Origin of the sequence: Microbacterium aerolatum (assembly GCF_007988825.1) — a bacterium.
GTDB classification, from domain to species: Bacteria; Actinomycetota; Actinomycetes; order Actinomycetales; family Microbacteriaceae; genus Microbacterium; species Microbacterium aerolatum.
Genome location: NZ_BJUW01000011.1, coordinates 1 through 20,626 on the forward strand (window position 1 = coordinate 1; position 20,626 = coordinate 20,626).

The following is a 20,626-nucleotide window of genomic DNA, read 5'->3' on the forward strand; positions in this document are numbered from 1 at the left end:
CCAGCACGACGGCGACCGGGTCGCCCAGGGCGGGGTTGAACTCTGTCCGCGCCGCGGAGTCGACGAGGTCGCCGATGGCGCCGCGCCAGGATGCCTCGGCGATGAAGCTGGTGTCGGTCGCCGGCACTTCGAGAGAAACGGTTCCGTCGGCGCCCGTGACGCCGGTGGCGATTACCTGCTCGGGGTCGTCTGCGGGGTGCACGCTCACGGTCGTGCCGCCCAGCGGTGCCGAGACCACGTCGTCCGAGATCGTCGTCGTGACGAGCACACTTTCGGCTTCAGCGGCGTTGGCGGTCAACGGCAGCGTCATGAGGACGAGTCCGGTGATCGCTGACAGCGCGCCGAGGGTGCGCACCCGTGGCATCCGGTCGCGACGACGTGGTTCGGTGAGGCGGGGCATGGCGATCCCTTCTGATCGTTCTCCGCCAAGTATGGACTGAGTCCAACCTTGCACACAAGCCAAGTATTGACGAACGTAGGATGGCATCGAGATCGAGGGGCGAGTGATGACCGAAGGGCTCAGAGAGCGCAAGATGCGTATCGCGCGTCGCGCGATGGAAGAAGCGGCGGTCGGGCTCGCCTACGACGAGGGCGTGCAAGCGGTGACGGTCGACCGCGTCTGCGCGATCGCGATGGTCTCGCGCAGCACGTTCTTCAACTACTTCCCGTCGCTCGAACACGCGATCTTCGGGCCCGCGTTGACATACGACCTCGCTCTTACAGAGCGCATCCTCGCGGCTCACGGGGACGATCTCGTGGTCGCGGCCTCATTGATCGTGATGGAGTCCGTACGCGGGCAAGGGGATGACGAACTCCTGCGCAAACGATTCGCGCTCTTCGCGCGTGAGCCGGGAACGACGACGACGGTGTCGTGGGCAGCGGGGACGAGTCGCGCCGGCCTGCAGGACGTGATCAGGAGCTGGCTCGATGAGCATCCGGCATCCGCTCGTCTGGTGGACGCCGATCACGCCACTGAGGCGCGGATGATCGTGAACTTCTCCGTCACGCTCGGCGACGAGGTCATGCGCCTGGTCGGCGAGGACGGAGGGGACTTCCCGTTCGACCCTGCCGTGTTCCGCACCGTGCGAGAGCGGATGCAGGCGCTCAGCGTCCCCGCACGGTGAACGCCCCGCACCGCGAGTAGCGGCACGGGGCGTTCGAAGACCTCGGCTACTTGACCTGCGCCGAGATGATACTCATCACCGCGGTGTCCGCGAGCGTGGTCGTGTCGCCGACCTCGCGGCCCTCGGCCACATCGCGCAGCAGGCGGCGCATGATCTTGCCCGAGCGGGTCTTGGGCAGCTCGCCGACGATGTAGACGTCCCGCGGACGGGCGATCGCCCCGATCTGCTCGCCGACCCACTGCCGCAGCTGAGTGGCGAGGCCGGCGGGGTCGTGTTCGGCGAGGTAGCTCTCCTTGATGATCACGAACGCCACCACCGCCTGGCCGGTGGTCTCGTCGGATGCTCCGACCACAGCCGCCTCGGCGGTCGCCTCGTGCGCGACCAGTGAGGATTCGATCTCAGCGGTGGACAGGCGGTGACCGGAGACGTTCATCACGTCATCCACGCGTCCGAGCAGCCAGAGATCGCCGTCGGCATCCAAGCGGGCGCCGTCGCCGGCGAAGTAGTACCCCTGGTCCTCGAACTTCTCCCAGTAGGTCTCCTTGTAGCGTTCCGGGTCGCCCCAGATGCCGCGGAGCATGGCGGGCCACGGCTCGGTGATCACGAGCAGGCCTCCGTTGCCGTTGCCCACCTCGCTGCCGGTCTCGTCGACCACGTCGATCGAGATGCCGGGCAGTGGCACCTGCGCGGAACCGGGCTTGGCCGCTGTCACGCCGGGCAGCGCGGAGACCATGATCGCGCCGGTCTCGGTCTGCCACCAGGTGTCGACGATGGGCGTCTCACCGGCGCCGATCACCTCGCGGTACCACATCCACGCCTCGGGGTTGATGGGCTCTCCCACCGACCCAAGGAGGCGGATGGATGACAGATCGAACTTCTGCGGCACCGCGCGGCCGGTCTTCATGAACGAGCGGATCGCCGTCGGCGCGGTGTAGAAGATCGTCACGCCGTACTTCTGGATGATCTCCCACCAGCGGCCGGGATGCGGGGTGTCCGGGGTGCCCTCGTACAGCACCTGCGTTGCACCGTTCGCGAGCGGACCGTAGGTGACGTAGCTGTGCCCGGTGACCCAGCCGATGTCGGCCGTGCACCAGAACACGTCCGATTCGGGCTTGAGGTCGAACACGTTCCTGTGCGTGTAGGCGGCCTGCGTCAGGTAGCCGCCGGAGGTGTGCAGGATGCCCTTGGGCTTTCCCGTGGTCCCGGAGGTGTACAGGATGAACAGCGGGTTCTCGGCGGGGAACGCCTGCGCTTCGTGATCGGCGGATGCCGCCGGCACGGCCTCGTGCCACCAGTGGTCGCGTCCCTCCACCCAGTCGACCTCGTTCTCGCCGCGCTTGACGACGAGAACGTGCTCGACGGTCTGCTGTTCTCCGTCGCCGCGGTCGCTGAGCGCCTGATCGACGGCGGGCTTGAGCGCGGAGACGCGGCCCTTTCGGTAGCCGCCGTCCGCCGTGATGACCACCTTGGCGCCCGCGTCGTCGATGCGCGAACGCAGACTGTCGGCGCTGAAACCGCCGAAGACGACCGAGTGGATGGCGCCGAGGCGAGCCACTGCGAGCATCGAGGCCACGGCCTCGGGGATCATCGGCAGGTAGATGGCGACGCGGTCGCCGTGGCCGACGCCGTAGCCGGCCAGGACGTTGGCAACGCGCTTGACCTCGTCGGTGAGCTCGGCGTAGGTGATGCGGCGCTCGTCTCCGGGCTCGCCCTCCCACAGCAGTGCCACACGGTCGCCGTTGCCGGCTTCGACGTGGCGGTCAAGGCAGTTGTACGCCACGTTGAGCTCGCCGTCGTCGAACCACTTCGCGAACGGCGGGGCTGACCAGTCCAGGACATTCGTGAACGGCTTGTGCCAGTGCAGCAGCTCGCGGGCCTGTTCGCCCCAGAATCCCTCGCGGTCGGCGGCTGCGCGCTCGTACAGTTCAGGCTTTGCGACCGCGGAGGCGGCGAAGTCCGCGGACGGCGGGAAGCTCCGGGTCTCGTCGAGGAGATGGTCGATCTGGCTGCTCATGGCACGCGCTCCTTTGCGGTGAACGGGGTCGTGCGCATGACACGACCGTGACACGGTGAATCTAGTCTCGCGCGAAAACGTCAGATACCGCCGAAAGTGAGTAGATCAGTCGTTCTGCACCGTCGCTCCGCGGAGCGACTTGCGCACAGAGCGCGGATTTCTGGCTACGTGACGGATGCTGCTGCGCATAGCTTCGGGGCATGCCACAGCCGTTCATCATCGAGCCGCGCGGGTCCATGACCGTGCTCGACGTCCGCGGTGCGCTGCCGGAAGGTGCGGATGCCGTCCTCGGGCCGCTCGCGGAGCACTGCGCCGACCCGCGTGTGACCGATGTCTTCGTCAACGGCGCGGATGGGCTCTTCGTCGACCGCGGCGACGGGGCCGAGCACGTGTCGGGCTGGGCGGCATCCGAACGCGAGGTGCGCGACCTCGCCGTCGCGCTCGTCGGCGCCGGCGGACGCCATCTCGACGATCAGTCCCCGTGCGTCGATGTGCGGCTGGCGTCCGGCATCCGGGTGCACGCCGTCCTCTCTCCGGTGTCGACCTCGGGAACCGCCGTGTCGGTCCGCATCCCGCGGGTCGGTGCCGCCGATCTCGACGCCCTCGCGGCGCTCGGCGCCTTCGACGCCCGTCGTCGCGCGTGGCTGGAGCAACTCGTCGCCGACCGGGCGAACATCCTCATCACCGGCGGCACCGGCACGGGCAAGACGACGCTGCTGTCGGCGCTGCTCCACGCCGTCCCCTCGCGCGAGCGGATCGTCACGATCGAGGACGTCGCGGAGCTGCGCCCGGGCCACCCGCACCACGTCGCGCTCGAGGCGCGTCAGTCGAATCTGGAGGGCGCCGGTTCCATCACCCTTGCACGGCTGGTCAGGGAGTCGCTGCGCATGCGCCCCGACCGGCTGATCGTGGGGGAGTGCCGCGGTGAGGAGGTGCGGGAGCTGCTGTCGGCGCTGAACACCGGGCACGACGGCGGGGCGGGCACGCTGCACGCCAGTGGTCTGGTCGATGTCCCCGCACGCCTCGAGGCGCTCGGCGCGCTGGCGGGGATGGATGCCACGGCGCTCGCGAGGCAGGCCGTCAGCGCCTTCACCGTGGTCGTGCACCTCGCGCGGAACGCCGACGGCGTGCGGCGGATGGCCCAGGCCGGGCGCTTCCTGCTGCGCGATGAGCGGCTCGATATAGAGGAGGTGCAGCCGTGGTGATCCTCCGACGCCCCGAGACCTCGCATGACGGTGCCGAGGCGGCGGCATCCTCTGTCCGCACACTGGCCGTTTTACTGCAGGCGGGAGCCGCTCCGCTGAACGCGTGGCGTCACCTCGCCGACTCGGGCAACGCGCACGCCGAACGCGTCATCGCGCGCTGCGACGACGGCGTTCCGCTGATCGAGGCGATCGAGGCGGAGGGTGGCGCGTGGAGCGACGTCGCCGCGGCCTGGGATGTCGCCACGGTCGTCGGCGCCCCGCTCGCCGTCGTGCTGAAATCCCTCGCCGAGACCATGCGCGACGCCGCGACGGCCGCCGACGACGTGCGCATCGCGCTCGCTGAACCCGCCGGGACGGCACGGCTGCTGCTGTGGATGCCGCTGGCAGGACTGCTGCTCGGATTCGCGCTCGGGTTCGACACCGTGAGCGTCCTCATCGGCAACCCGATCGGAACCGCGTGCCTGATCGCCGGGCTGCTGCTCGTGCTGGCCGCCCGGCTGTGGACGCGGCGGCTGCTGCGGCGCGCGCAGCCTGACGCCGGGTCACCTGGACTGCACGCCGAGCTCGTCGCGGTCGCGCTCTCGGGAGGCGCATCCATCGCTCGCTCTCTGCAGCTCGTCGAAGACAGCCCCGCCAGGGAGCGCGTGCACGCCGCGCGCACGACCGGGGTGCTCGAGCTGTCTCGTGCGGCTGGCGTTCCGGCCGGTGAACTGCTCCGCGCCGTGGCCGCGCAGGACCGCCACGACGCCAGGGTGCGCGGCAGGCTGCGTGCGGCGAAGCTCTCGTCGCAGCTGCTGATCCCGCTCGGCGTGTGCACGCTGCCCGCGTTCCTGCTGCTCGGCGTCGCGCCGCTGATCCTGTCGGTCCTCTCATCCACCCCGCTGCCGATCTGACGGTGGCACCAGAGAAAGAAGGAACACCATGAACACCCTCCCCGCCCTGACCAGGAGACGCGCCGCGTCCCTGTTCACCGATGAGTCCGGCGCGGCCACTGCCGAATACGCCATCACGACGATGGCCGCAGTCGCCTTCGCCGGCTTGCTGGTCGTCATCATGAGATCGGACGAGGTGCGCGGCATCCTCACCGATCTCGTGCGCCGGGCGTTGACCGTGTCGTGACGACATGACCCGGTCGAGACACGACGCCGAGCGCGGCTCCGTCGCGGCCGAGCTCGCCCTCGCCCTGCCCGCAGTGGCGATCACGCTGCTGCTCGGGGCGGGGGCGCTCGGCGCGGCGGCCCAGCAGGTGTCCCTGCAGGATGCCGCGGCCGACGCCGCACGGCTGCTCGGGCGAGGAGAGAGCGAGGCGACCGCACACGCGACAGTCGCGGCCGCGGTCGACGGGGCGCGTGCGTCCAGCGCATCCCGGGGCGATCTCGTCTGTGTGAGCGCGCGGATCGACGCGCAGATCGGGCGGCTGATCAGCATCCCGCTCTCCGCGTCCAGCTGCGCTCTCAGCGGTGGCCTCTGATGGCCGGCACCGCACTGTCCGCGAGCGTCCTCGCCGTCGCCGCCACCCTGTCAATCGGGCTCGCGGCCGTGGGAGGTGCGGCCGTCACGGCCCAGCGCGCCGCTGGAGCCGCGGATGCCGCGGCGCTCGCCGCAGCGGATGCCGCATCCGGCGCAATCATCACCGACGAGGAGCCGTGCGCGCTCGCCGCCAGGGTGGCCGCGGCATCCGGAGCGACGCTCGTCGCATGCGCGCTGGATGGTCCTCTGGCGACCGTGCGGGTCGAAGCGGCGTACGCTGGTCTTGCTGCCGTCTCCCGAGCCCGTGCAGGGCCACCCGAGGGATTCTGACGGCGACACTCCCAAGATTCCACTCACGGCTCCGCTGTGAACGCGCCACGACAGTGGTGTGTATGGTGTGCTTCGAAGAAAGGACGCACCCTTGGCTGAAGGCAAGAAGCTCGTCATCGTCGAGTCTCCGACGAAGATGCGGTCGATTCAGGGGTACCTCGGCGATGACTACGAGGTGCTCAGCTCCGTCGGCCACATCCGCGACCTGGCAGACAAGAAGGACATCCCCGCGGGCGACAAGGCCGCATACGGGAAGTACTCGATCGACGTGGATAACGGCTTCGACCCGTACTACGTGGTCTCCGATCGCAAGACGAAGACCGTAGCCGAGCTCAAGCGCGCCCTGAAGAACGCCGACGAACTCCTGCTCGCCACTGATGAGGACCGCGAGGGGGAGGCCATCGCCTGGCACCTGCTCGAGACTCTCAAGCCCAAGGTGCCCGTCAAGCGGATGGTGTTCCACGAGATCACCAAGGACGCCATCCAGGCCGCCGTCGGCAACACGCGTGAGCTCGACCTCGCACTCGTCGACGCGCAGGAGACCCGCCGCATCCTCGACCGCCTGTACGGCTGGGACGTCTCGCCCGTGCTCTGGTACAAGGTCAAGACCGGGCTGTCCGCGGGCCGCGTGCAGTCCGCCGCGACGCGCATGATCGTAGAGCGGGAACGCGAGCGCATGGCGTTCGTCTCCGCCGACTACTGGGACGTCGAGGCTTCCGCCGCGTCTGGCAGCGCGTTCAAGGTGCGCCTGGTGCGCGTCGACGGCGGTCAGCTCGCGCGCGGCACCGACTTCGACGACACCGGAAGGCTGAAGAAGGCTGTCGTCGTCCTCTCCGAGAAGGACGCCACCGCACTCGCCGACGCCGTCGACGCCGCAGGCGCCGGCACCGTCACCAAGGTCGAGGCGAAGCCCGGAACCCGCAGCCCGTACGCGCCCTTCACCACCTCCACCCTGCAGCAGGAGGCCGGCCGCAAGCTCTCGATGAGCGCGAAGCAGGCGATGAGCGTCGCACAGCGCCTGTACGAAAAGGGCTTCATCACCTATATGCGTACGGACTCGGTCGCGCTGAGCACCCAGGCGGTGCAGGCGGCGCGCAGCCAGGCCGTCGCACTGTACGGTGACAACGCCGTGCCTCTGAAGCCTCGTGTGTACAAGTCCAAGAGCAAGAACGCGCAGGAGGCGCACGAGGCCATCCGTCCCTCGGGCGAGAACTTCCGCAAGCCGGCATCCGTGTCGGCCGAGCTCGACCGCGAAGAGCTGCGCCTCTACGACCTCATCTGGAAGCGCACCGTCGCCAGCCAGATGGCCGACGCCAAGTACGAGACCACCACCGTGACCATCGCGGTCGACACCGCGGTGGAGCTCAGCGCGAGCGCCGGAAAGCTCGCCGAATTCACGGCATCCGGCACCGTCTACACGTTCAAGGGCTTCCTCGAGGCATACGAGGAGGGCAAGGACGAGAAGCGCGGCGACACCGACGCGGACTCGAACCAGTCCCTGCCCGCCGTCGCCGTCGGCGACGAGCTCGGAATGTCGGATGCCGAGGCGAAGGGCCACAAGACCACACCCAAGCCCCGCTACACCGAGGCTTCTCTGGTCAAGGCGCTCGAGGAGCACGGCATCGGCCGCCCCTCGACGTTCGCCAGCATCATCGGCACCGTGATCGACCGCGGCTATGCGACCAAGCGCGGCCAGGCGCTGGTGCCGACCTGGATGGCGTTCAGTGTCGTCCGGCTGTTGGAGGAGCACTTCGCCGACCTCATCGACTACGACTTCACGGCGGCGCTCGAAGACGACCTCGATGCGATCGCACGCGGTGAGCAGAAGCGCGTCGAATGGCTCAAGTCGTTCTACTTCGGCTCGGATGCTCAGGTCGGGCTCCGCCAGGTCGTCGACAACGTCGGCGAGATCGACGCACGCGCACTGAACTCCACGCGCATCACCGACACCGCCACCCTGCGATTCGGCAAGTACGGCCCGTACCTCGAGGTCATCGATCCGGCAAAGCCGGACGAGCGCGGACGCATCGTCAACGTCCCCGAAGACCTCGCACCGGACGAGCTCACCGCCGAGAAGGCCCAGGAGCTCATCGACGCCCCGGTCGCCGGCGACCGCGTCCTCGGCGAGAACCCCGAGAACGGGCGCGTCATCGTCGTCAAGGACGGCCGCTACGGCCCGTACGTCCAGGAGAACCTGCCGGAGGAGGACCCCGTCATCGACGAGGCCACCGGCGAGGTCGTCGAGACGAAGAAGAAGACCGCGAAGAAGGATGCGCCCAAGCCGCGCACCGGATCGCTGTTCCGCTCCATGTCGGTCGAGGACATCGATCTGGACACCGCGCTGAAGCTGCTCAGCCTTCCTCGCGTCGTCGGTACGGACCCCGAGAGCGGCGACGAGATCACGGCGCAGAACGGCCGGTACGGGCCCTACCTGAAGAAGGGCACCGACTCGCGCTCGCTCGAGAGCGAGCAGCAGATCTTCGACGTCACGCTCGAGCAGGCGCTGGAGATCTACGCGCAGCCGAAGTACGGAGCAGGATCGCGCCGCGCCTCGAGCGCGCTCGCGGAGTTCGAGGCCGACCCGGTCAGCGGCAAGCCGATCCGCGTGCGCGACGGCCGCTTCGGCCCGTACGTCACCGACGGCGAGACCAACGTGACGATCCCGCGCGGGCAGAAGCCCGAAGACATCACCTTCGAGATCGCGGTGCAGATGCTCGCCGACAAGCGCGCGAAGGGCCCGGCCCCGAAGCGCGGAGCGAAGAAGGCCCCTGCCAAGAAGGCGGCTGCGAAGAAGGCTCCGGCGAAGACCGCGGCCAAGAAGGCACCTGCGAAGAAGGCGGCCGCGACGTCGGATGCCGACAAGGCGGCCGCCCGCTCGGCAGCCGCGAAGAAGGCCGCCGCGACCCGGGCCGCCAACGCCAAGAAGAAAGCGAACGCGTGACCGCACGCCCCGCGCTCTGGATCACCCTCGAGGGCGGCGACGGCTCGGGAAAGACCACGCAGGCGGAACTCCTCGAGAGCTGGCTGCGTGACTCCGGTCGCACCGTGCTGCGCACGCGCGAACCTGGCGGCAGCGAGGTCGGTCAGTTGATCCGCGACATCGTGCTGCATCACCGGGGCGACATCGCGCCCCGCGCCGAGGCACTGCTGTACGCGGCCGACCGCGCGCATCACGTCGAGACCGTCGTGCTGCCGGCTCTGGAGCGCGGCGAGATCGTCCTGCAGGATCGCTATCTAGACTCGTCCGTGGCCTACCAGGGGGCCGGGCGGGTGCTCGACGGCGCCCAGGTGCGCGACCTCTCGCTGTGGGCGACGAACGGCGCGCTGCCCGACATCACGGTGCTGCTCGACCTGGATCCCGTGACAGCGCGACAGCGTCTGGACTCGGCGGACAAGCCGTTCGACCGGCTCGAGGCGGAGAAGCAGGACTTCCACGTCAGGGTGCGCGAGGCGTATCTCGCGCTGGCGGATGCCGAGCCCGGCCGTTTCGTGGTGCTGGATGCCGCGGCATCCCCTGACGAGATCGCCGAGGCGATCCGCACGCGCATCGCGCCCCTCCTCTGACCCGCGCCCCGCCTCCCGCTCCGCCCCACCGCGCTCTTCGAGATTGCATTCCGCGGCTGAGATCGCGCGCAATGCGGAGGATCTCGGCCGCGGAATGCAATCTCACGGGCGGAGGAGAGCTGAGCGGGCGTGTCGGCGCCGACGGTTAGGCTGAGTGCATGACCGCGACCCTCGCCCCGTTCCCGTGGACGGACGTGTGGGGACAGGACGATGCGGTGGACGCGCTGCGATCCGCGGCATCCGATCCCGCCTCGCTCTCGCACGCCTGGTTGATCACCGGACCTCCCGGATCAGGGCGCTCCACGCTCGCGTACGCCTTCGCGGCGGCGTTGATCGCGGAGGGACCCGACGACGAGCAGACGATGCGGCAGGTGCTCGCGGGCACCCACCCCGACGTCACGGCGCTGCGCACCGACAAGGTCATCATCACGATCAAAGAGGCGCGGGCGCTCGTCGAGCGGTCCTACTTCGCCCCGTCGGCGGGTCGCTACCGGGTGATCGTGGTCGAGGATGCCGATCGCATGGTCGAGCGCACCTCGAACGTCCTCCTCAAAGCGCTCGAGGAGCCGCCAGAGAAGACCGTCTGGGTGCTCTGCGCGCCCAGCGAGGCCGATCTGCTGCCGACGATCCGCTCCCGCGTGCGTCCGCTGCGACTGCGCGAGCCCGATGTCGACGATGTCGCCCGGCTTATCGTGGAACGCACGGGTGCGGAGCCGTCAGTGGCCGAGCAGGCCGCCCGTCACTCGCAGCGGCATATCGGCATGGCCCAGCGGCTGGCTACCGACGAGTCCGCACGCAGCCGCCGCGACGGCACGCTGCGTTCGGTGCTGTCAGTGCGCGGAGTCGGCAGCGCGGTCGAGGTCGCCGACGAGATCATCCAGGCGGCCACTGACGATGCGAAGGCGCTCACCGCTGAACGCGACGCCGCCGAGCGCGCTTCGCTGCTGCGCACGGTCGGCATCGCAGAAGGACAGGCGGTGCCCCCGGCGCTGCGCGCGCAGATCTCAGCTCTCGAGGACGATCAGAAGAAGCGCGCCACCCGCAGCCTGCGCGACGGCATCGACCGGGTCCTCACCGACTTGCAGTCGATGTTCCGCGATGTCGTCATGCTGCAGTACGGCAGGGCGGGCGACCTGATCAACCGCGAGCTGGGCGAGGAGCTCGGCGCGCTCGCGACCGCATGGCCGGTGGAACGTACGCTGGTGGTGCTCGATCACCTTGCCGAGACCAGGGAGTCACTGGAGCGCAACGTCGCTCCGACGCTGGCCCTGGAGAGTTTGCTCGTGACCGTCGCGAGCGGGAGGAAACCGTGAACACTCGACAGACGTCTCGCCTGCGGCGGGGTGCGGCGATCGTTGCGGGGCTCGCCGCGGCATCCATGATGCTGAGCGGATGCCTGTACGCGATGATCCCGGAGGGGGCAGAGCCGCGCCCCTCCACGACGAACGCCCCTGACACGGAGGGCGTCTCCGCCGAGCTTCTGCCGTTCTACGAGCAGACGCTCGAGTGGGCGGCGTGCGACCGCGGGGGAGCGATGTTCGACTGCACGTCCGTCACGGCCCCGCTGGACTGGGAGAACCCCGCGGCTGGTGAGATCGAACTCGCCGTGGTGCGTCACCAGGCGACCGGCCAGCCGGTGGGATCCCTGCTGACCAACCCCGGCGGGCCCGGAGCCAGCGGACGAGACTTCATCCTCGACAGCGTCGACTACGCCGTCGGCGCCGACCTCATCGAGAGCTACGACGTGATCGGCTTCGACCCGCGCGGTGTCGGCGCATCCACTGCCGTCACCTGCTTCGATGCGGCCGACATGGACTCCTACCTCTACGACATCCCCGCGTCGGCGCGCGGGACGGCGGAGTGGGAAGCCGAGCTCACCGAACGCAACGCGCAGTTCGCCGACGCGTGCGAGGCGAACAGCACCGGCATCCTGCCGCACGTCACGACCGTGAATTCCGCACGCGACATGGACCTGATCCGTGCCGTCCTGGGAGACAAGGAGCTCAACTATCTGGGCTACTCGTACGGCACGTTCCTCGGCGCGACCTACGCGAACCTCTACCCCGAGAAGGCCGGGCGTCTCGTCCTGGACGGCGCGATCGACCCCGCCGTGTCCGGCACCGAAGTCGGCACGACGCAGGCGCTCGGGTTCGAGTCGGCACTGCGCGCCTACATGCAGGACTGCCTCGACACCGACTCCTGTCCGTTCAACGGCACGGTCGACGAGGCGATGGCCGACCTCGGAGCGCTCCTCGCCGCCGTCGACCGTACTCCGCTGAAGAACGACGACGGCCGCCTGCTCGGCGCCGACTCGCTCATGACCGCGATCATCGCCGCGCTGTACTCGGAGGGCAACTGGTCGTACCTGACGCAGGGCCTCGAGGGAGCGCTGCAGGGGGACCCGTACGTCGCCTTCGTCCTCGCGGACTTCTACAACGGCCGCGAGGACGGCGTGTACCTCGACAACTCCACCGAGGCGTTCCGTGCCTACAACTGCATGGACTACCCGGTCGAAGACGACCAGGCCGCACAGGCGGCCGCCGATGCGAAGCTCGCCGAAGGCGCGCCGACGATCGCGCCGTACTGGAACGGTCCGGATCCCTGCGCAGTCTGGGCGCATCCACCCACGGGCACCCGCGGTGAGATCCACGCCGAAGGCGCAGGCCCCATCCTCGTCGTCGGCACGACCAACGACCCGGCGACTCCGTACGAGTGGTCGGTGTCGCTCGCAGAGCAGCTCGAGGAGGGCGTGCTCATCACGCGCGTCGGCGAGGGGCACACCGGCTACAACAAGGGCAACACCTGCGTGGATGACGCGGTCGACGCGTTCTTCCTCGAGGACGCGGTTCCCGACGGCGACCTGAAGTGCGAGTGACCGGCTCCGGCCAGCGGTCCCGCCCGATGCTGGATGACTTCGGCGGGTTCTCCTGCGGCACAGCCGACGGAACTCATCCAGCACGCGCCGGCCGGAACTGATTTCGCGATGCCGACGCGGACAGGGTAATATCGACTCTCGTGCCCGGCACCTCAGGACACGCCCCGATAGCTCAGTGGTAGAGCATCCCACTCGTAATGGGAAGGCCGTCAGTTCAATCCTGACTCGGGGCTCCACCGGCCCGTGACGCGACCAGCGTCACGGGCTTCGTCGTTCCCCCGAAGGATCAGCCGAGGCGCTCGGCGAGGGCGACGATGATCCCTTCCGGGCCGCGGACGTAGGCCATGCGCCACTGATCCTCGTACTCGCCCACTCCACCGTCGAGCCGGTAGCCGTCTGCGGTCAACCGCGACACCATCTCTTCCAGGCCGGTGACCTCGAACGCGATGCTGCGGATCCCCAGCTCGTTCGCCATGGCGTCCGGCCGGCCCGGGCCGGGCGCGGGGCGCTCGAAGCTCGACAGCTCGACTCCGGTCCCGCCGCCGGGAGCCTGCAGCATGACGACGGTCGTCCTGGCATCCGGTATGCCGCACACCGTGTCGAGGAAATCGCCCTCCATGGCCATAGGCGGGCCCTGCAGTTCGAGCCCGAGACCGGTGAAGAACCTCGTCACCGCGTCGAGATCGGAGACGGTGATGCCGACATGGTCGAATCGCTTGATGGCAGACATGCCGCGATTCTCCTCGTCGGCCACGCGAATATCCATGTGTTCGGACTGATCTGAACGCGTACCCTCGAAGCATGAGCAGAGCACTTCTCATCGTCGACGTGCAGAACGACTTCACCGAGGGCGGTGCGCTGGCGGTCATCGGCGGGGATGCCGTGGCATCCGCCGTCTCGGAGTTCCTCGCCGCGCACGCCGCCGAGTACGACGTGATCGTCGCCTCACGCGACTGGCACGACGCCGACGGCGACAACGGCGGGCACTTCGCCGAGAAGCCGGATTTCCGAGGCACCTGGCCGGTGCACTGCGTCGCCGGCACACCCGGCGCCGAGTACGACCCGCTGCTGGCGACGGATGCCGTCACCCACCACGTCCGCAAAGGGCAGGGCGTGCCCGCCTACTCCATGTTCGAAGGCGTCGCCGAGGACGGCGTCACCGTCGCCGCCGTCCTGAGCGAACACGGCGTGCTCATGGCCGATGTCGTCGGTCTCGCGACCGACCACTGCGTACGCGCGTCCGCTCTCGACGCCGTCGCGCACGGCGTGCACGTGCGCGTGATCACCGACCTCGTCGCGGGTGTCGCCGTAGATACGAGCGAGCGCGCCCTCGCAGAGCTCGCTCACGCGGGAGCCGAACTGATCGAGAGTGCCCAGGCCTTCGGCGGCACGAACCCGTGAGCCGCAGCGTTCTGCTCCTACGAGCGGTGAACGTCAGCGGCCGCAACAGCGTCCCGATGGCGCGACTGCGCGAAGCGCTGGCATCCGACACCGACCTGCAGAACGTCTCGACGTACATCGCCAGCGGCAACATCATTTGCGACTCTCCGCCGGATGCCGCCTCCGCCTGTGCGCGGGTGCGGGAGGTGATCGCCGCCGAGTTCGGTGTGGACACCCCGGTCATAGCGCGCACGCATGACGAGCTCACGGTCGCGCTGGCCGCGTACCCGTTCGTCGGCGGTGTGGAGAAGCTGGTCCACGCGATGTTCCTGGAGGGCGAGCCGGCGGACGGAGCGCTCGATGCGCTCCACGAGCGACTGGTGCCCGGGGAGGAGCTCGCTCTCGTCGGCCGGGACCTCTGGATCAGCTACAGCGACAGCGGTGTCCATGCGACGAAGCTCACGAAGGCGGTGCTCGATCGTGCCCTCGGCGTCGCCGGTACCGCACGGAATCTGCGGACCACGCGCAAACTCGTCGAGCTCACGGCATGACCCACCCCGCCACGATCGCCCGCGCCGTGGACCACGAGCTGGTGATCAAGAAGTCGCGATTCATCGCCCACGTCGCGCCCGTCGCGTCGCCGGAGGAGGCGGATGCCGTCATCGCAGCGGTCAGGAAGCGGGCCTGGGATGCCAGGCACAACTGCTCGGCTCAGGTGACCGGCGCGCTCGGAGACCGGGCGCGCTCCTCGGACGACGGCGAGCCGTCCGGCACCGCGGGCGTCCCCATGCTCGAGGTGCTGCGGCGGCGCGAGCTCACGGATGTCGTCGCTGTCGTCACGCGGTACTTCGGCGGCATCAAGCTCGGGGCGGGCGGGCTGGTGCGGGCGTACTCCTCCGCGGTCGCCGAAGCGCTCGATCTCGCGATGGTCGTCGACCGGCACCTGCTCAGCGGTGTCGAGTTGTCGGTGATGCACGCGGATGCCGGGCGGTTCGAGAACCTGCTTCGCGAGTGGGCGCACGGACGCACCGCTGTCCTGGACGCGCCGGCCTATGCTGCACGCGCGACGTTCACCGTGTGGCTGCCGGCCGAGGACATCCCAGCGCTCGCCGCAGAGGTCGCCGCGGCATCGGCCGGAGCAGTGAGCGCCGTCCCGACGGGAGCCAAGCGCCTGATCGACGTGCCACGGGTCTGATCACGGCCGCGGGATGCTGCGGCTGATGCCGGCGGGTGGGAGCTGTGAATCCTGCTGAAGATCGACTCGTCGCGCGGCGCAGCCGGTGCAGCGCACGTAGACCACCGTGCCGTCGCTGGTGCGGTGTCGAGACTCGGCGGTCCAGGCGTGCTCGTGCGCGAGTGCAGGCGCATGGCGGGGGATCGGGCGGGTGTGCAATGCGGTCATGAGACCAGCGTGCTGTAATGGTCTTATGCATCTCAACCCTTACGGCGAGTATGCCGTTCTGCTGGCGGCATCCCTCGCGAACGACTGGCCGGCTAAGCGGCAGGGCATCGAGGAGCGCACGCTGGATCTCGGCATGACGATGACGTTTGCACCCGCCGCTGACGATCATGCGCGAGTGCGCGAGGTCATCGATGACTGGCTGCGGATCGTCGACGAGCCCGACCACCCGAAACGCGCCGAGTTGCTGAACGCGCAGCTCGCGCAGGCTGCGGCATACCCGCGACTCACGAATCACGACGGCGAAGGATGGCACCTGCACTACCGCGACGACGTGCGGTCGCTGCCCTACGTGCTGCGCGCGATCATCAGCGTCGGCACGTCACTGCACCTGGTGACGCGCGGCATGGATCGCCTCGCCCGATGCGCGGCCTCGCCGTGCACGAACGTCGTCGTCGATGTGACCCGCAACGGTCGGCAGCGATTCTGCTCCGTGCGCTGCGCGAACCGCGCCGCCGTGCGCCGTCACCGCGCGCGCTTGTGAGCGTCACACGCTCCGCGACGAAGTAGGCTTGATTGCACGGGCCTGTAGCTCAGTTGGCAGAGCATCGGACTTTTAATCCGCGGGTCGAGGGTTCGAGCCCCTCCGGGCCCACACCGTCTACTCACTCCCTGGCGCCAGCCACGCGCCCGCAGCGACGACGAGCGCGGCGGTTCCTGTCTCCAGGGTCGGCTGCATCACAGGCAGGAACAGCGGTGAGTGGTTGGCCGGAATGGTCGAGAACACGGTGCCGTCGCGCACGGCCTTCGCCCAGGCATCCGGATCCGTCCCGCCGATCGACCAGTAGGTGTACGGCACGCCGAGCGCCCGCGGCACATCGCTGAAATCCTCGCTCGCGGTCTGCAGCTCCATCGGCAGGGAGTCGGCGCCGAAGTGCTCCGCGAATGCCACAGCGACGCGCGCTGTCACGGCGCCGTCGTTCTCGGTGAGTGGAAAGCTGTCGTAGACCTCGATCTCCGGCTCCCGGGGCGATCCGCTCGCGAGGCTCTCGCCGCGCGCGATCCGCTCGATCGAAGCGAGCATGTGCCTCCTGGTCTGCTCGGTGTACGTGCGCAGATTGAGCTCCAGCACCGCTTCGTCCGGGATGATGTTGCTCTTCGACCCCGCCCGGATGCTGCCAACGGTCAGCACGGCCGGCTCGGTCGGCGCGATCTCACGGGCGACGATCGTCTGCAGCCGCACCACGATGAGCGCCGCGAGCACCACCGGATCGACGGTCTTCTGCGGCATCGATCCGTGCCCGCCGCGTCCGTGCACCGTGATCCGCACGCTGTCGGCGCTCGAGAGCACCGGCCCCGGCCGGGTGAGCACGGTTCCGGCCGCACCCGGCAGCACATGCTGGGCGAGTGCGACATCAGGCTTCGGGATGATTCCGGCCAGACCGTCGTCCAGCATCCCTCGCGCCCCGTCGCCGGTTTCTTCCGCAGGCTGGAACAGCGCGACGACGGTCCCTTGCCATGCGTCCCTATGCGACGACAGCAACCGCGCCGCGCCCAGCAGGCACGCGACATGCACGTCGTGCCCGCAGGCGTGCATCACGGCATCCACTGTGCTGGCGTACGCAGCGCCTGTCGCCTCGCCGATCGGCAGCGCATCCATATCGGCGCGCATCAGGACCGTCGCACCGTCGCCGTTGCGCAGGATGCCGACGACTCCGGTGCCGCCGACACCGACGTGCACCTCGAAGCCCCACGCCTTCAGCCGCCGCGCGACCTCGTCCGCGGTGCGGACTTCCTCGTGCGAGAGCTCGGGATGGGCATGCAGGTCGCGATAGAACGCCTCCTGATCCGCGCGGATCGTCTCGTAATCGTTCAGGATGCCGGCGACCGTGCTCATTCGGATGCCCTTCCCATCTTCGGCTGGCCTTTCGCGTGCGGGATGCGCCAGCGGAAGTGCAGCGACAGCACGCGGAACACGAACACGACGATGGCAGCGACGAAAACCGTCACCACGTTCGGGAGCGCGGTGAACCAGACTCCTGCCACGATCGCGGCACCGAGGAACGCGGGTACGGCGTACAGGTCGGACGAGTTGAACAGCTGCGGGTCGCGGTTCGCGACGACGTCCCGGAGCAGCCCGCCTCCGACACCGGTGGTCACCCCGAGCAGCATGGCCGCCACCGGATTCATCCCGGCCTCGAGGGCCTTGACCGTGCCCGTCGTGCAGAACAGGGCCAGGCCGCCGGCGTCGAAGATCAGCAGCGGTCTGGAGTATCGCTCGACACCGCTGGCGAGGAAGAACACCAGCACCGCAGCCGCGACGGGCGCCGCCAGATGCACCGGTTCGGCGAACGCCGTCGGCGGAACGCCGATGATGAGGTCGCGGATCACTCCGCCGCCGAGACCGGTCAGGCTGCCCAGCAACAGAGAGCCGACGATGTCGTAGCCGCGCTGCGCGGCCAGCAGCGAGCCGGAGATCGCGAAGAAGAACGTGCCGAGCAGGTCGAGCGTGAGCGCCCAGTTCATGCGCGCGCGCCGAAGTCTGCCGAGAACCGCATGAGGCAAGGATGCCGCACCACGAAGAGCTCACACTTGGGGCGCGCCGCGCAGCTGCTCCGGCCTGCGCGTAAGGTCTCCGGGCACACGAATGCGGCCGTCAGCTTCCCTCGAGGCTGACGACCGCATCGTGCGGTGCCGTGACTCCCCAGCCCAGCACCCGAGCCAGCCTCACTCAGCCGGCGGCATAAGGACCGAATCGATCAGGTACACCGTCGCGTTGGCAGTCTGGACGCCACCGCAGATCACGTTGGCATCGTTGACCATCCACATGTCGCCCTCGCCGGTGACCTCGAGGTCGGCGCCCTGCACAGTGGTGTGCATGCCGGCGATGTCGGCGGGCTCGATCTGACCGGGAACCACGTGGTAGGTGAGGATCGACGACAGCATCTCGGAGTCGGTCTTCAGGGTCTCGATCGTGGCCGCGTCGATCTTGGCGAAGGCGTCGTCCACCGGTGCGAACACCGTGAACTCGTCACCGTTGAGCGTGTCGACGAGGTTGACGTCGGGGTTGAGCTCACCGCTGACGGCCGAGACCAGCGTCGTGAGAATGGGGTTGTTGGATGCCGCGACCGCCACAGGATCCTGCGACATTCCCTGGATGGAACCTGCGCCGTCCGGGACCTGCTCGGCGTAGGCCTCACAGCCGGGGCCGACGAGGTTCGCGGCCGGGTCCATCGTCTCGGGCGCGGCCTCCGACGTCTCGGGCGTGCTCGGCTCGGCCGGCTCTTCGGCCGTGTCGGTGCCCATGGAGCAGCCGGCCAGCACGAGAACACTCGCGAATCCGAGCGTCAGTGCTGCGGTCATCTTCTTCTTGGTGCTGAACATCTCTACCTCCGGGGTTCGGAGCCGCGACATCTCCGCGGCGTTGACTGATGTTCGGAACCCGGCGCGGATCGGATGGGAGGAATCTCAGAATTCTTCAGGTCAATCCGGAAGCGTCCTCGCGCCGAAGAACTCGCAACAGAAGCGAGGAGCTCATGGACCTGATACTCATCGGCCTGCTGGGAGGGCTCATCACCGGCATCTCGCCGTGCATCCTGCCCGTCCTGCCGGTCATCTTCCTGACCGGAGGCGCGCAGTCCGCCCGTTTCGAGGGCGACGGGGACGTGATTCCCGCGCGGCGCAGCCGCCCGTACCTCGTCATCGCCGGCCTCGTCCTCAGCTTCACGCTGGTCACGCTCGTAGGGTCGCTCATCCTCGGACTCCTCGGCCTCCCGCAGGACGTGCTGCGCTGGGCCGGGATCGTCGTGCTGATCATCATCGGCATCGGCCTGCTCATCCCGCGGTTCGAGCAGCTGCTCGAGAAGCCGTTCCAGTGGCTGCCGCGCAAAGAGGTGAAGAACCGCGGGAGCGGCTTCGGCGTCGGCCTCGCGCTCGGCGCGGTATTCGTGCCGTGCGCCGGCCCCGTGCTCGCCGCGATCATCGTCGCGGGTTCGACCGGGCAGATCGGGCCAGGAACCGTCCTGCTGACCGTGTCGTTCTCCATCGGCGTGGCGATTCCGCTCCTCGCCTTCGCGCTCGCCGGCCGGGGCGTCGTGAACCGCATCCGTGCCTTCCGCACCCGCGAGCGCGGACTGCGCATCGCTGCGGGAATCGCGATGCTGGCGCTCGCCGTGGGTCTCGTCTTCAACGTGCCGCAGGCGTTGCAGCGGCTGCTGCCCGACTACACCGCGCCGCTGCAGCAGGAGCTCACCGAGAACGAGGCCGCAGAGGAGGCCCTCGGCCTGGGCGGTCTCGTCACGGACGAGAACCGCCAACTCGACAACTGCACGAACGGCGCTGAGGAGCTCGAATCCTGCGGCACCGCACCGTCGATCCGCGGAATCGAGCAGTGGCTGAACACCCCGGACGGCGAGGCGATCGACCTGGAAGACCTCCGGGGCCAGGTCGTGCTCATCGATTTCTGGGCGTACTCGTGCATCAACTGCCAGCGGTCGATCCCGCACGTCGTCGGCTGGGATGAGACCTATCGCGACGCAGGGCTGCAGGTCATCGGCATCCACTCGCCGGAGTACGCGTTCGAGAAGGATGCCGGAAACGTCGCGGCCGGCATCCGCGATTTCGGGATCGAGTATCCCGTGGCACTCGACAACAGCCTCTCGACCTGGACCAACTACCGGAACCGCTACTGGCCGGCGCACTACCTGATCGACGCTGAGGGGACCGTGCGGCACATCTCGTTCGGGGAGGGCAACTACGAGGCCACCGAGAAGATGATCCGCGAGCTGCTGGAGGATGCCGATCCCGATGTCCGGCTCCCCGCGGAGTCCGGTGTCGCGGACGAGACGCCGGAGCTCGGCTCCACGACGCCCGAGACGTTCCTGGGCTCATCGAAGGACGTGAACTACGGCGGCGAGGATTCTTACCGCGCAGGTCGGGCGACGTTCGAGTTCCCGCGCGAGCAGGATGCCGACACCTTTGCGCTGGAGGGCGATTGGGAGATCGCCACGCAGTACGCGACTCCCACCGCAGAGGGCGCCGAGGTCCGGCTGAGCTATCGGGCATCCGAGGTGCGGATGGTGCTCGCGGGAGCCGGCGAGATCACCGTGCACACGCCGGACGGCGAGAGCCGGACGATCGAGGTCGACGGAACGCCGCGCTCGTACCAGCTCCTGAAGGGGGCGGCGGGATCGGGCGAGCTGACGGTGGAGATCCCGCCGGGCGTGCAGGCATACTCCTTCACCTTCGGATGACCCGCCTGGCGGC

The 20,626-nt window shown here is 68.8% G+C and carries 22 protein-coding genes and 2 tRNA genes; 17 read left to right on the forward strand and 7 right to left on the reverse strand.

The window, feature by feature from the left end:
* Window positions 1–400 (reverse strand): hypothetical protein (locus tag MAE01_RS11745; protein WP_147039753.1); only part of this gene is annotated, 400 nt, incomplete at its 3' end.
* Between the two features lie 106 nt (window positions 401–506).
* Between MAE01_RS11745 and MAE01_RS11750 the strand changes: the two genes are divergently transcribed.
* Window positions 507–1,124, forward strand: coding sequence for a TetR family transcriptional regulator (locus MAE01_RS11750; RefSeq protein ID WP_147039754.1), 618 nt, complete (start codon window positions 507–509; stop codon window positions 1,122–1,124).
* Window positions 1,125–1,170: 46 nt separating this feature from the next.
* On the opposite strand, the gene acs is transcribed toward MAE01_RS11750, so the two are convergent.
* Complete coding sequence (acs, locus tag MAE01_RS11755) at window positions 1,171–3,138, reverse strand: acetate--CoA ligase (protein WP_147039755.1); 1,968 nt, start codon at window positions 3,136–3,138, stop codon at window positions 1,171–1,173.
* A gap of 200 nt (window positions 3,139–3,338) precedes the next feature.
* Between acs and MAE01_RS11760 the strand changes: the two genes are divergently transcribed.
* The 10 genes from MAE01_RS11760 (at window position 3,339) to MAE01_RS11805 (ending at window position 12,818) form a co-directional block, all read left to right on the forward strand.
* Window positions 3,339–4,343, forward strand: coding sequence for a TadA family conjugal transfer-associated ATPase (locus MAE01_RS11760; protein WP_147039756.1), 1,005 nt, complete (start codon window positions 3,339–3,341; stop codon window positions 4,341–4,343).
* Window positions 4,337–5,236 (forward strand): type II secretion system F family protein, encoded by a 900-nt coding sequence (locus tag MAE01_RS11765; RefSeq protein WP_229718274.1) that lies wholly within the window; start codon window positions 4,337–4,339, stop codon window positions 5,234–5,236. The genes MAE01_RS11760 and MAE01_RS11765 overlap by 7 nt, the downstream gene beginning before the upstream one ends.
* 28 nt (window positions 5,237–5,264) lie before the next feature.
* Window positions 5,265–5,462 carry a DUF4244 domain-containing protein gene (locus MAE01_RS11770; protein WP_147039757.1) on the forward strand — a complete coding sequence of 66 codons (198 nt, stop codon included), beginning with the start codon at window positions 5,265–5,267 and terminating at the stop codon, window positions 5,460–5,462.
* A 4-nt stretch (window positions 5,463–5,466) separates the two neighbouring features.
* A complete protein-coding gene (locus tag MAE01_RS11775) occupies window positions 5,467–5,814 on the forward strand; it encodes a TadE family type IV pilus minor pilin (RefSeq protein ID WP_147039758.1) in 348 nt (115 codons plus the stop codon).
* Window positions 5,814–6,143, forward strand: a complete 330-nt coding sequence (locus tag MAE01_RS11780; RefSeq protein WP_147039759.1) for an Rv3654c family TadE-like protein — start codon at window positions 5,814–5,816, stop codon at window positions 6,141–6,143. Before MAE01_RS11775 ends, MAE01_RS11780 begins: the two co-directional genes overlap by 1 nt.
* A 91-nt stretch (window positions 6,144–6,234) precedes the next feature.
* Complete coding sequence (gene topA / locus MAE01_RS11785; protein WP_147039760.1) at window positions 6,235–9,084, forward strand: type I DNA topoisomerase; 2,850 nt, start codon at window positions 6,235–6,237, stop codon at window positions 9,082–9,084.
* On the forward strand, window positions 9,081–9,707 hold the full coding sequence (gene tmk / locus MAE01_RS11790) for a dTMP kinase (protein ID WP_147039761.1): 627 nt from the start codon (window positions 9,081–9,083) through the stop codon (window positions 9,705–9,707). Before topA ends, tmk begins: the two co-directional genes overlap by 4 nt.
* Before the next feature lie 158 nt (window positions 9,708–9,865).
* Window positions 9,866–11,020, forward strand: a complete 1,155-nt coding sequence (locus MAE01_RS11795; protein WP_147039762.1) for a DNA polymerase III subunit delta' — start codon at window positions 9,866–9,868, stop codon at window positions 11,018–11,020.
* Window positions 11,017–12,582, forward strand: a complete 1,566-nt coding sequence (locus MAE01_RS11800) for an alpha/beta hydrolase (RefSeq protein WP_229718275.1) — start codon at window positions 11,017–11,019, stop codon at window positions 12,580–12,582. Before MAE01_RS11795 ends, MAE01_RS11800 begins: the two co-directional genes overlap by 4 nt.
* 161 nt (window positions 12,583–12,743) lie before the next feature.
* Window positions 12,744–12,818, forward strand: a tRNA-Thr gene (locus MAE01_RS11805).
* 50 nt (window positions 12,819–12,868) lie between these two features.
* Here the strand turns inward: MAE01_RS11805 and MAE01_RS11810 are convergent.
* Window positions 12,869–13,312, reverse strand: coding sequence for a VOC family protein (locus MAE01_RS11810; protein ID WP_147039763.1), 444 nt, complete (start codon window positions 13,310–13,312; stop codon window positions 12,869–12,871).
* A 71-nt stretch (window positions 13,313–13,383) separates the two neighbouring features.
* Between MAE01_RS11810 and MAE01_RS11815 the strand changes: the two genes are divergently transcribed.
* The 3 genes from MAE01_RS11815 to MAE01_RS11825 are packed head-to-tail and all read left to right on the forward strand — an operon-like array spanning window position 13,384 to window position 15,157.
* Entirely contained in the window at window positions 13,384–13,983 is a 600-nt protein-coding gene (locus tag MAE01_RS11815) for an isochorismatase family protein (RefSeq protein ID WP_147039764.1), read from the forward strand.
* Window positions 13,980–14,513, forward strand: a complete 534-nt coding sequence (locus tag MAE01_RS11820; RefSeq protein WP_147039765.1) for a DUF1697 domain-containing protein — start codon at window positions 13,980–13,982, stop codon at window positions 14,511–14,513. The genes MAE01_RS11815 and MAE01_RS11820 overlap by 4 nt, the downstream gene beginning before the upstream one ends.
* Window positions 14,510–15,157 carry an IMPACT family protein gene (locus tag MAE01_RS11825; RefSeq protein WP_147039766.1) on the forward strand — a complete coding sequence of 216 codons (648 nt, stop codon included), beginning with the start codon at window positions 14,510–14,512 and terminating at the stop codon, window positions 15,155–15,157. Before MAE01_RS11820 ends, MAE01_RS11825 begins: the two co-directional genes overlap by 4 nt.
* Here the strand turns inward: MAE01_RS11825 and MAE01_RS11830 are convergent, their stop codons facing one another.
* Entirely contained in the window at window positions 15,158–15,364 is a 207-nt protein-coding gene (locus MAE01_RS11830; RefSeq protein ID WP_147039767.1) for a hypothetical protein, read from the reverse strand. It abuts the gene before it with no gap.
* Between the two features lie 25 nt (window positions 15,365–15,389).
* Here MAE01_RS11830 and MAE01_RS11835 point away from each other — a divergent pair, with 25 nt between their 5' ends.
* Window positions 15,390–15,905: a CGNR zinc finger domain-containing protein gene (locus MAE01_RS11835; protein WP_147039768.1), complete on the forward strand. Its 516-nt coding sequence runs from the start codon at window positions 15,390–15,392 to the stop codon at window positions 15,903–15,905.
* 38 nt (window positions 15,906–15,943) lie between these two features.
* Window positions 15,944–16,016: transfer RNA gene (locus MAE01_RS11840), tRNA-Lys, on the forward strand.
* Window positions 16,017–16,022: 6 nt separating this feature from the next.
* Here the strand turns inward: MAE01_RS11840 and MAE01_RS11845 are convergent.
* The 3 genes from MAE01_RS11845 to MAE01_RS11855 form a co-directional block, all read right to left on the reverse strand.
* Entirely contained in the window at window positions 16,023–17,258 is a 1,236-nt protein-coding gene (locus MAE01_RS11845) for an amidohydrolase (protein ID WP_147039769.1), read from the reverse strand.
* Window positions 17,255–17,887, reverse strand: a complete 633-nt coding sequence (locus MAE01_RS11850) for a trimeric intracellular cation channel family protein (RefSeq protein ID WP_147039770.1) — start codon at window positions 17,885–17,887, stop codon at window positions 17,255–17,257. Before MAE01_RS11850 ends, MAE01_RS11845 begins: the two co-directional genes overlap by 4 nt.
* A gap of 201 nt (window positions 17,888–18,088) precedes the next feature.
* Complete coding sequence (locus tag MAE01_RS11855) at window positions 18,089–18,745, reverse strand: fasciclin domain-containing protein (protein WP_147039771.1); 657 nt, start codon at window positions 18,743–18,745, stop codon at window positions 18,089–18,091.
* A gap of 152 nt (window positions 18,746–18,897) precedes the next feature.
* Here MAE01_RS11855 and MAE01_RS11860 point away from each other — a divergent pair, with 152 nt between their 5' ends.
* Window positions 18,898–20,613: a cytochrome c biogenesis protein DipZ gene (locus tag MAE01_RS11860; RefSeq protein WP_147039772.1), complete on the forward strand. Its 1,716-nt coding sequence runs from the start codon at window positions 18,898–18,900 to the stop codon at window positions 20,611–20,613.
* Window positions 20,614–20,626 lie beyond the last annotated feature (13 nt).

Coding starts and splice junctions, on each gene's coding strand:
- MAE01_RS11750 (WP_147039754.1), top strand. CDS start 507: ATGACCGAAGGGCTCAGAGAGCGCAAGATGCGTATCGCGCGTCGCGCG.
- acs (WP_147039755.1), bottom strand. CDS start 3,138: ATGAGCAGCCAGATCGACCATCTCCTCGACGAGACCCGGAGCTTCCCG.
- MAE01_RS11760 (WP_147039756.1), top strand. CDS start 3,339: ATGCCACAGCCGTTCATCATCGAGCCGCGCGGGTCCATGACCGTGCTC.
- MAE01_RS11770 (WP_147039757.1), top strand. CDS start 5,265: ATGAACACCCTCCCCGCCCTGACCAGGAGACGCGCCGCGTCCCTGTTC.
- MAE01_RS11775 (WP_147039758.1), top strand. CDS start 5,467: ATGACCCGGTCGAGACACGACGCCGAGCGCGGCTCCGTCGCGGCCGAG.
- MAE01_RS11780 (WP_147039759.1), top strand. CDS start 5,814: ATGGCCGGCACCGCACTGTCCGCGAGCGTCCTCGCCGTCGCCGCCACC.
- MAE01_RS11795 (WP_147039762.1), top strand. CDS start 9,866: ATGACCGCGACCCTCGCCCCGTTCCCGTGGACGGACGTGTGGGGACAG.
- MAE01_RS11810 (WP_147039763.1), bottom strand. CDS start 13,312: ATGTCTGCCATCAAGCGATTCGACCATGTCGGCATCACCGTCTCCGAT.
- MAE01_RS11815 (WP_147039764.1), top strand. CDS start 13,384: ATGAGCAGAGCACTTCTCATCGTCGACGTGCAGAACGACTTCACCGAG.
- MAE01_RS11825 (WP_147039766.1), top strand. CDS start 14,510: ATGACCCACCCCGCCACGATCGCCCGCGCCGTGGACCACGAGCTGGTG.
- MAE01_RS11830 (WP_147039767.1), bottom strand. CDS start 15,364: ATGACCGCATTGCACACCCGCCCGATCCCCCGCCATGCGCCTGCACTC.
- MAE01_RS11835 (WP_147039768.1), top strand. CDS start 15,390: ATGCATCTCAACCCTTACGGCGAGTATGCCGTTCTGCTGGCGGCATCC.
- MAE01_RS11845 (WP_147039769.1), bottom strand. CDS start 17,258: ATGAGCACGGTCGCCGGCATCCTGAACGATTACGAGACGATCCGCGCG.
- MAE01_RS11850 (WP_147039770.1), bottom strand. CDS start 17,887: ATGAACTGGGCGCTCACGCTCGACCTGCTCGGCACGTTCTTCTTCGCG.
- MAE01_RS11855 (WP_147039771.1), bottom strand. CDS start 18,745: ATGTTCAGCACCAAGAAGAAGATGACCGCAGCACTGACGCTCGGATTC.
- MAE01_RS11860 (WP_147039772.1), top strand. CDS start 18,898: ATGGACCTGATACTCATCGGCCTGCTGGGAGGGCTCATCACCGGCATC.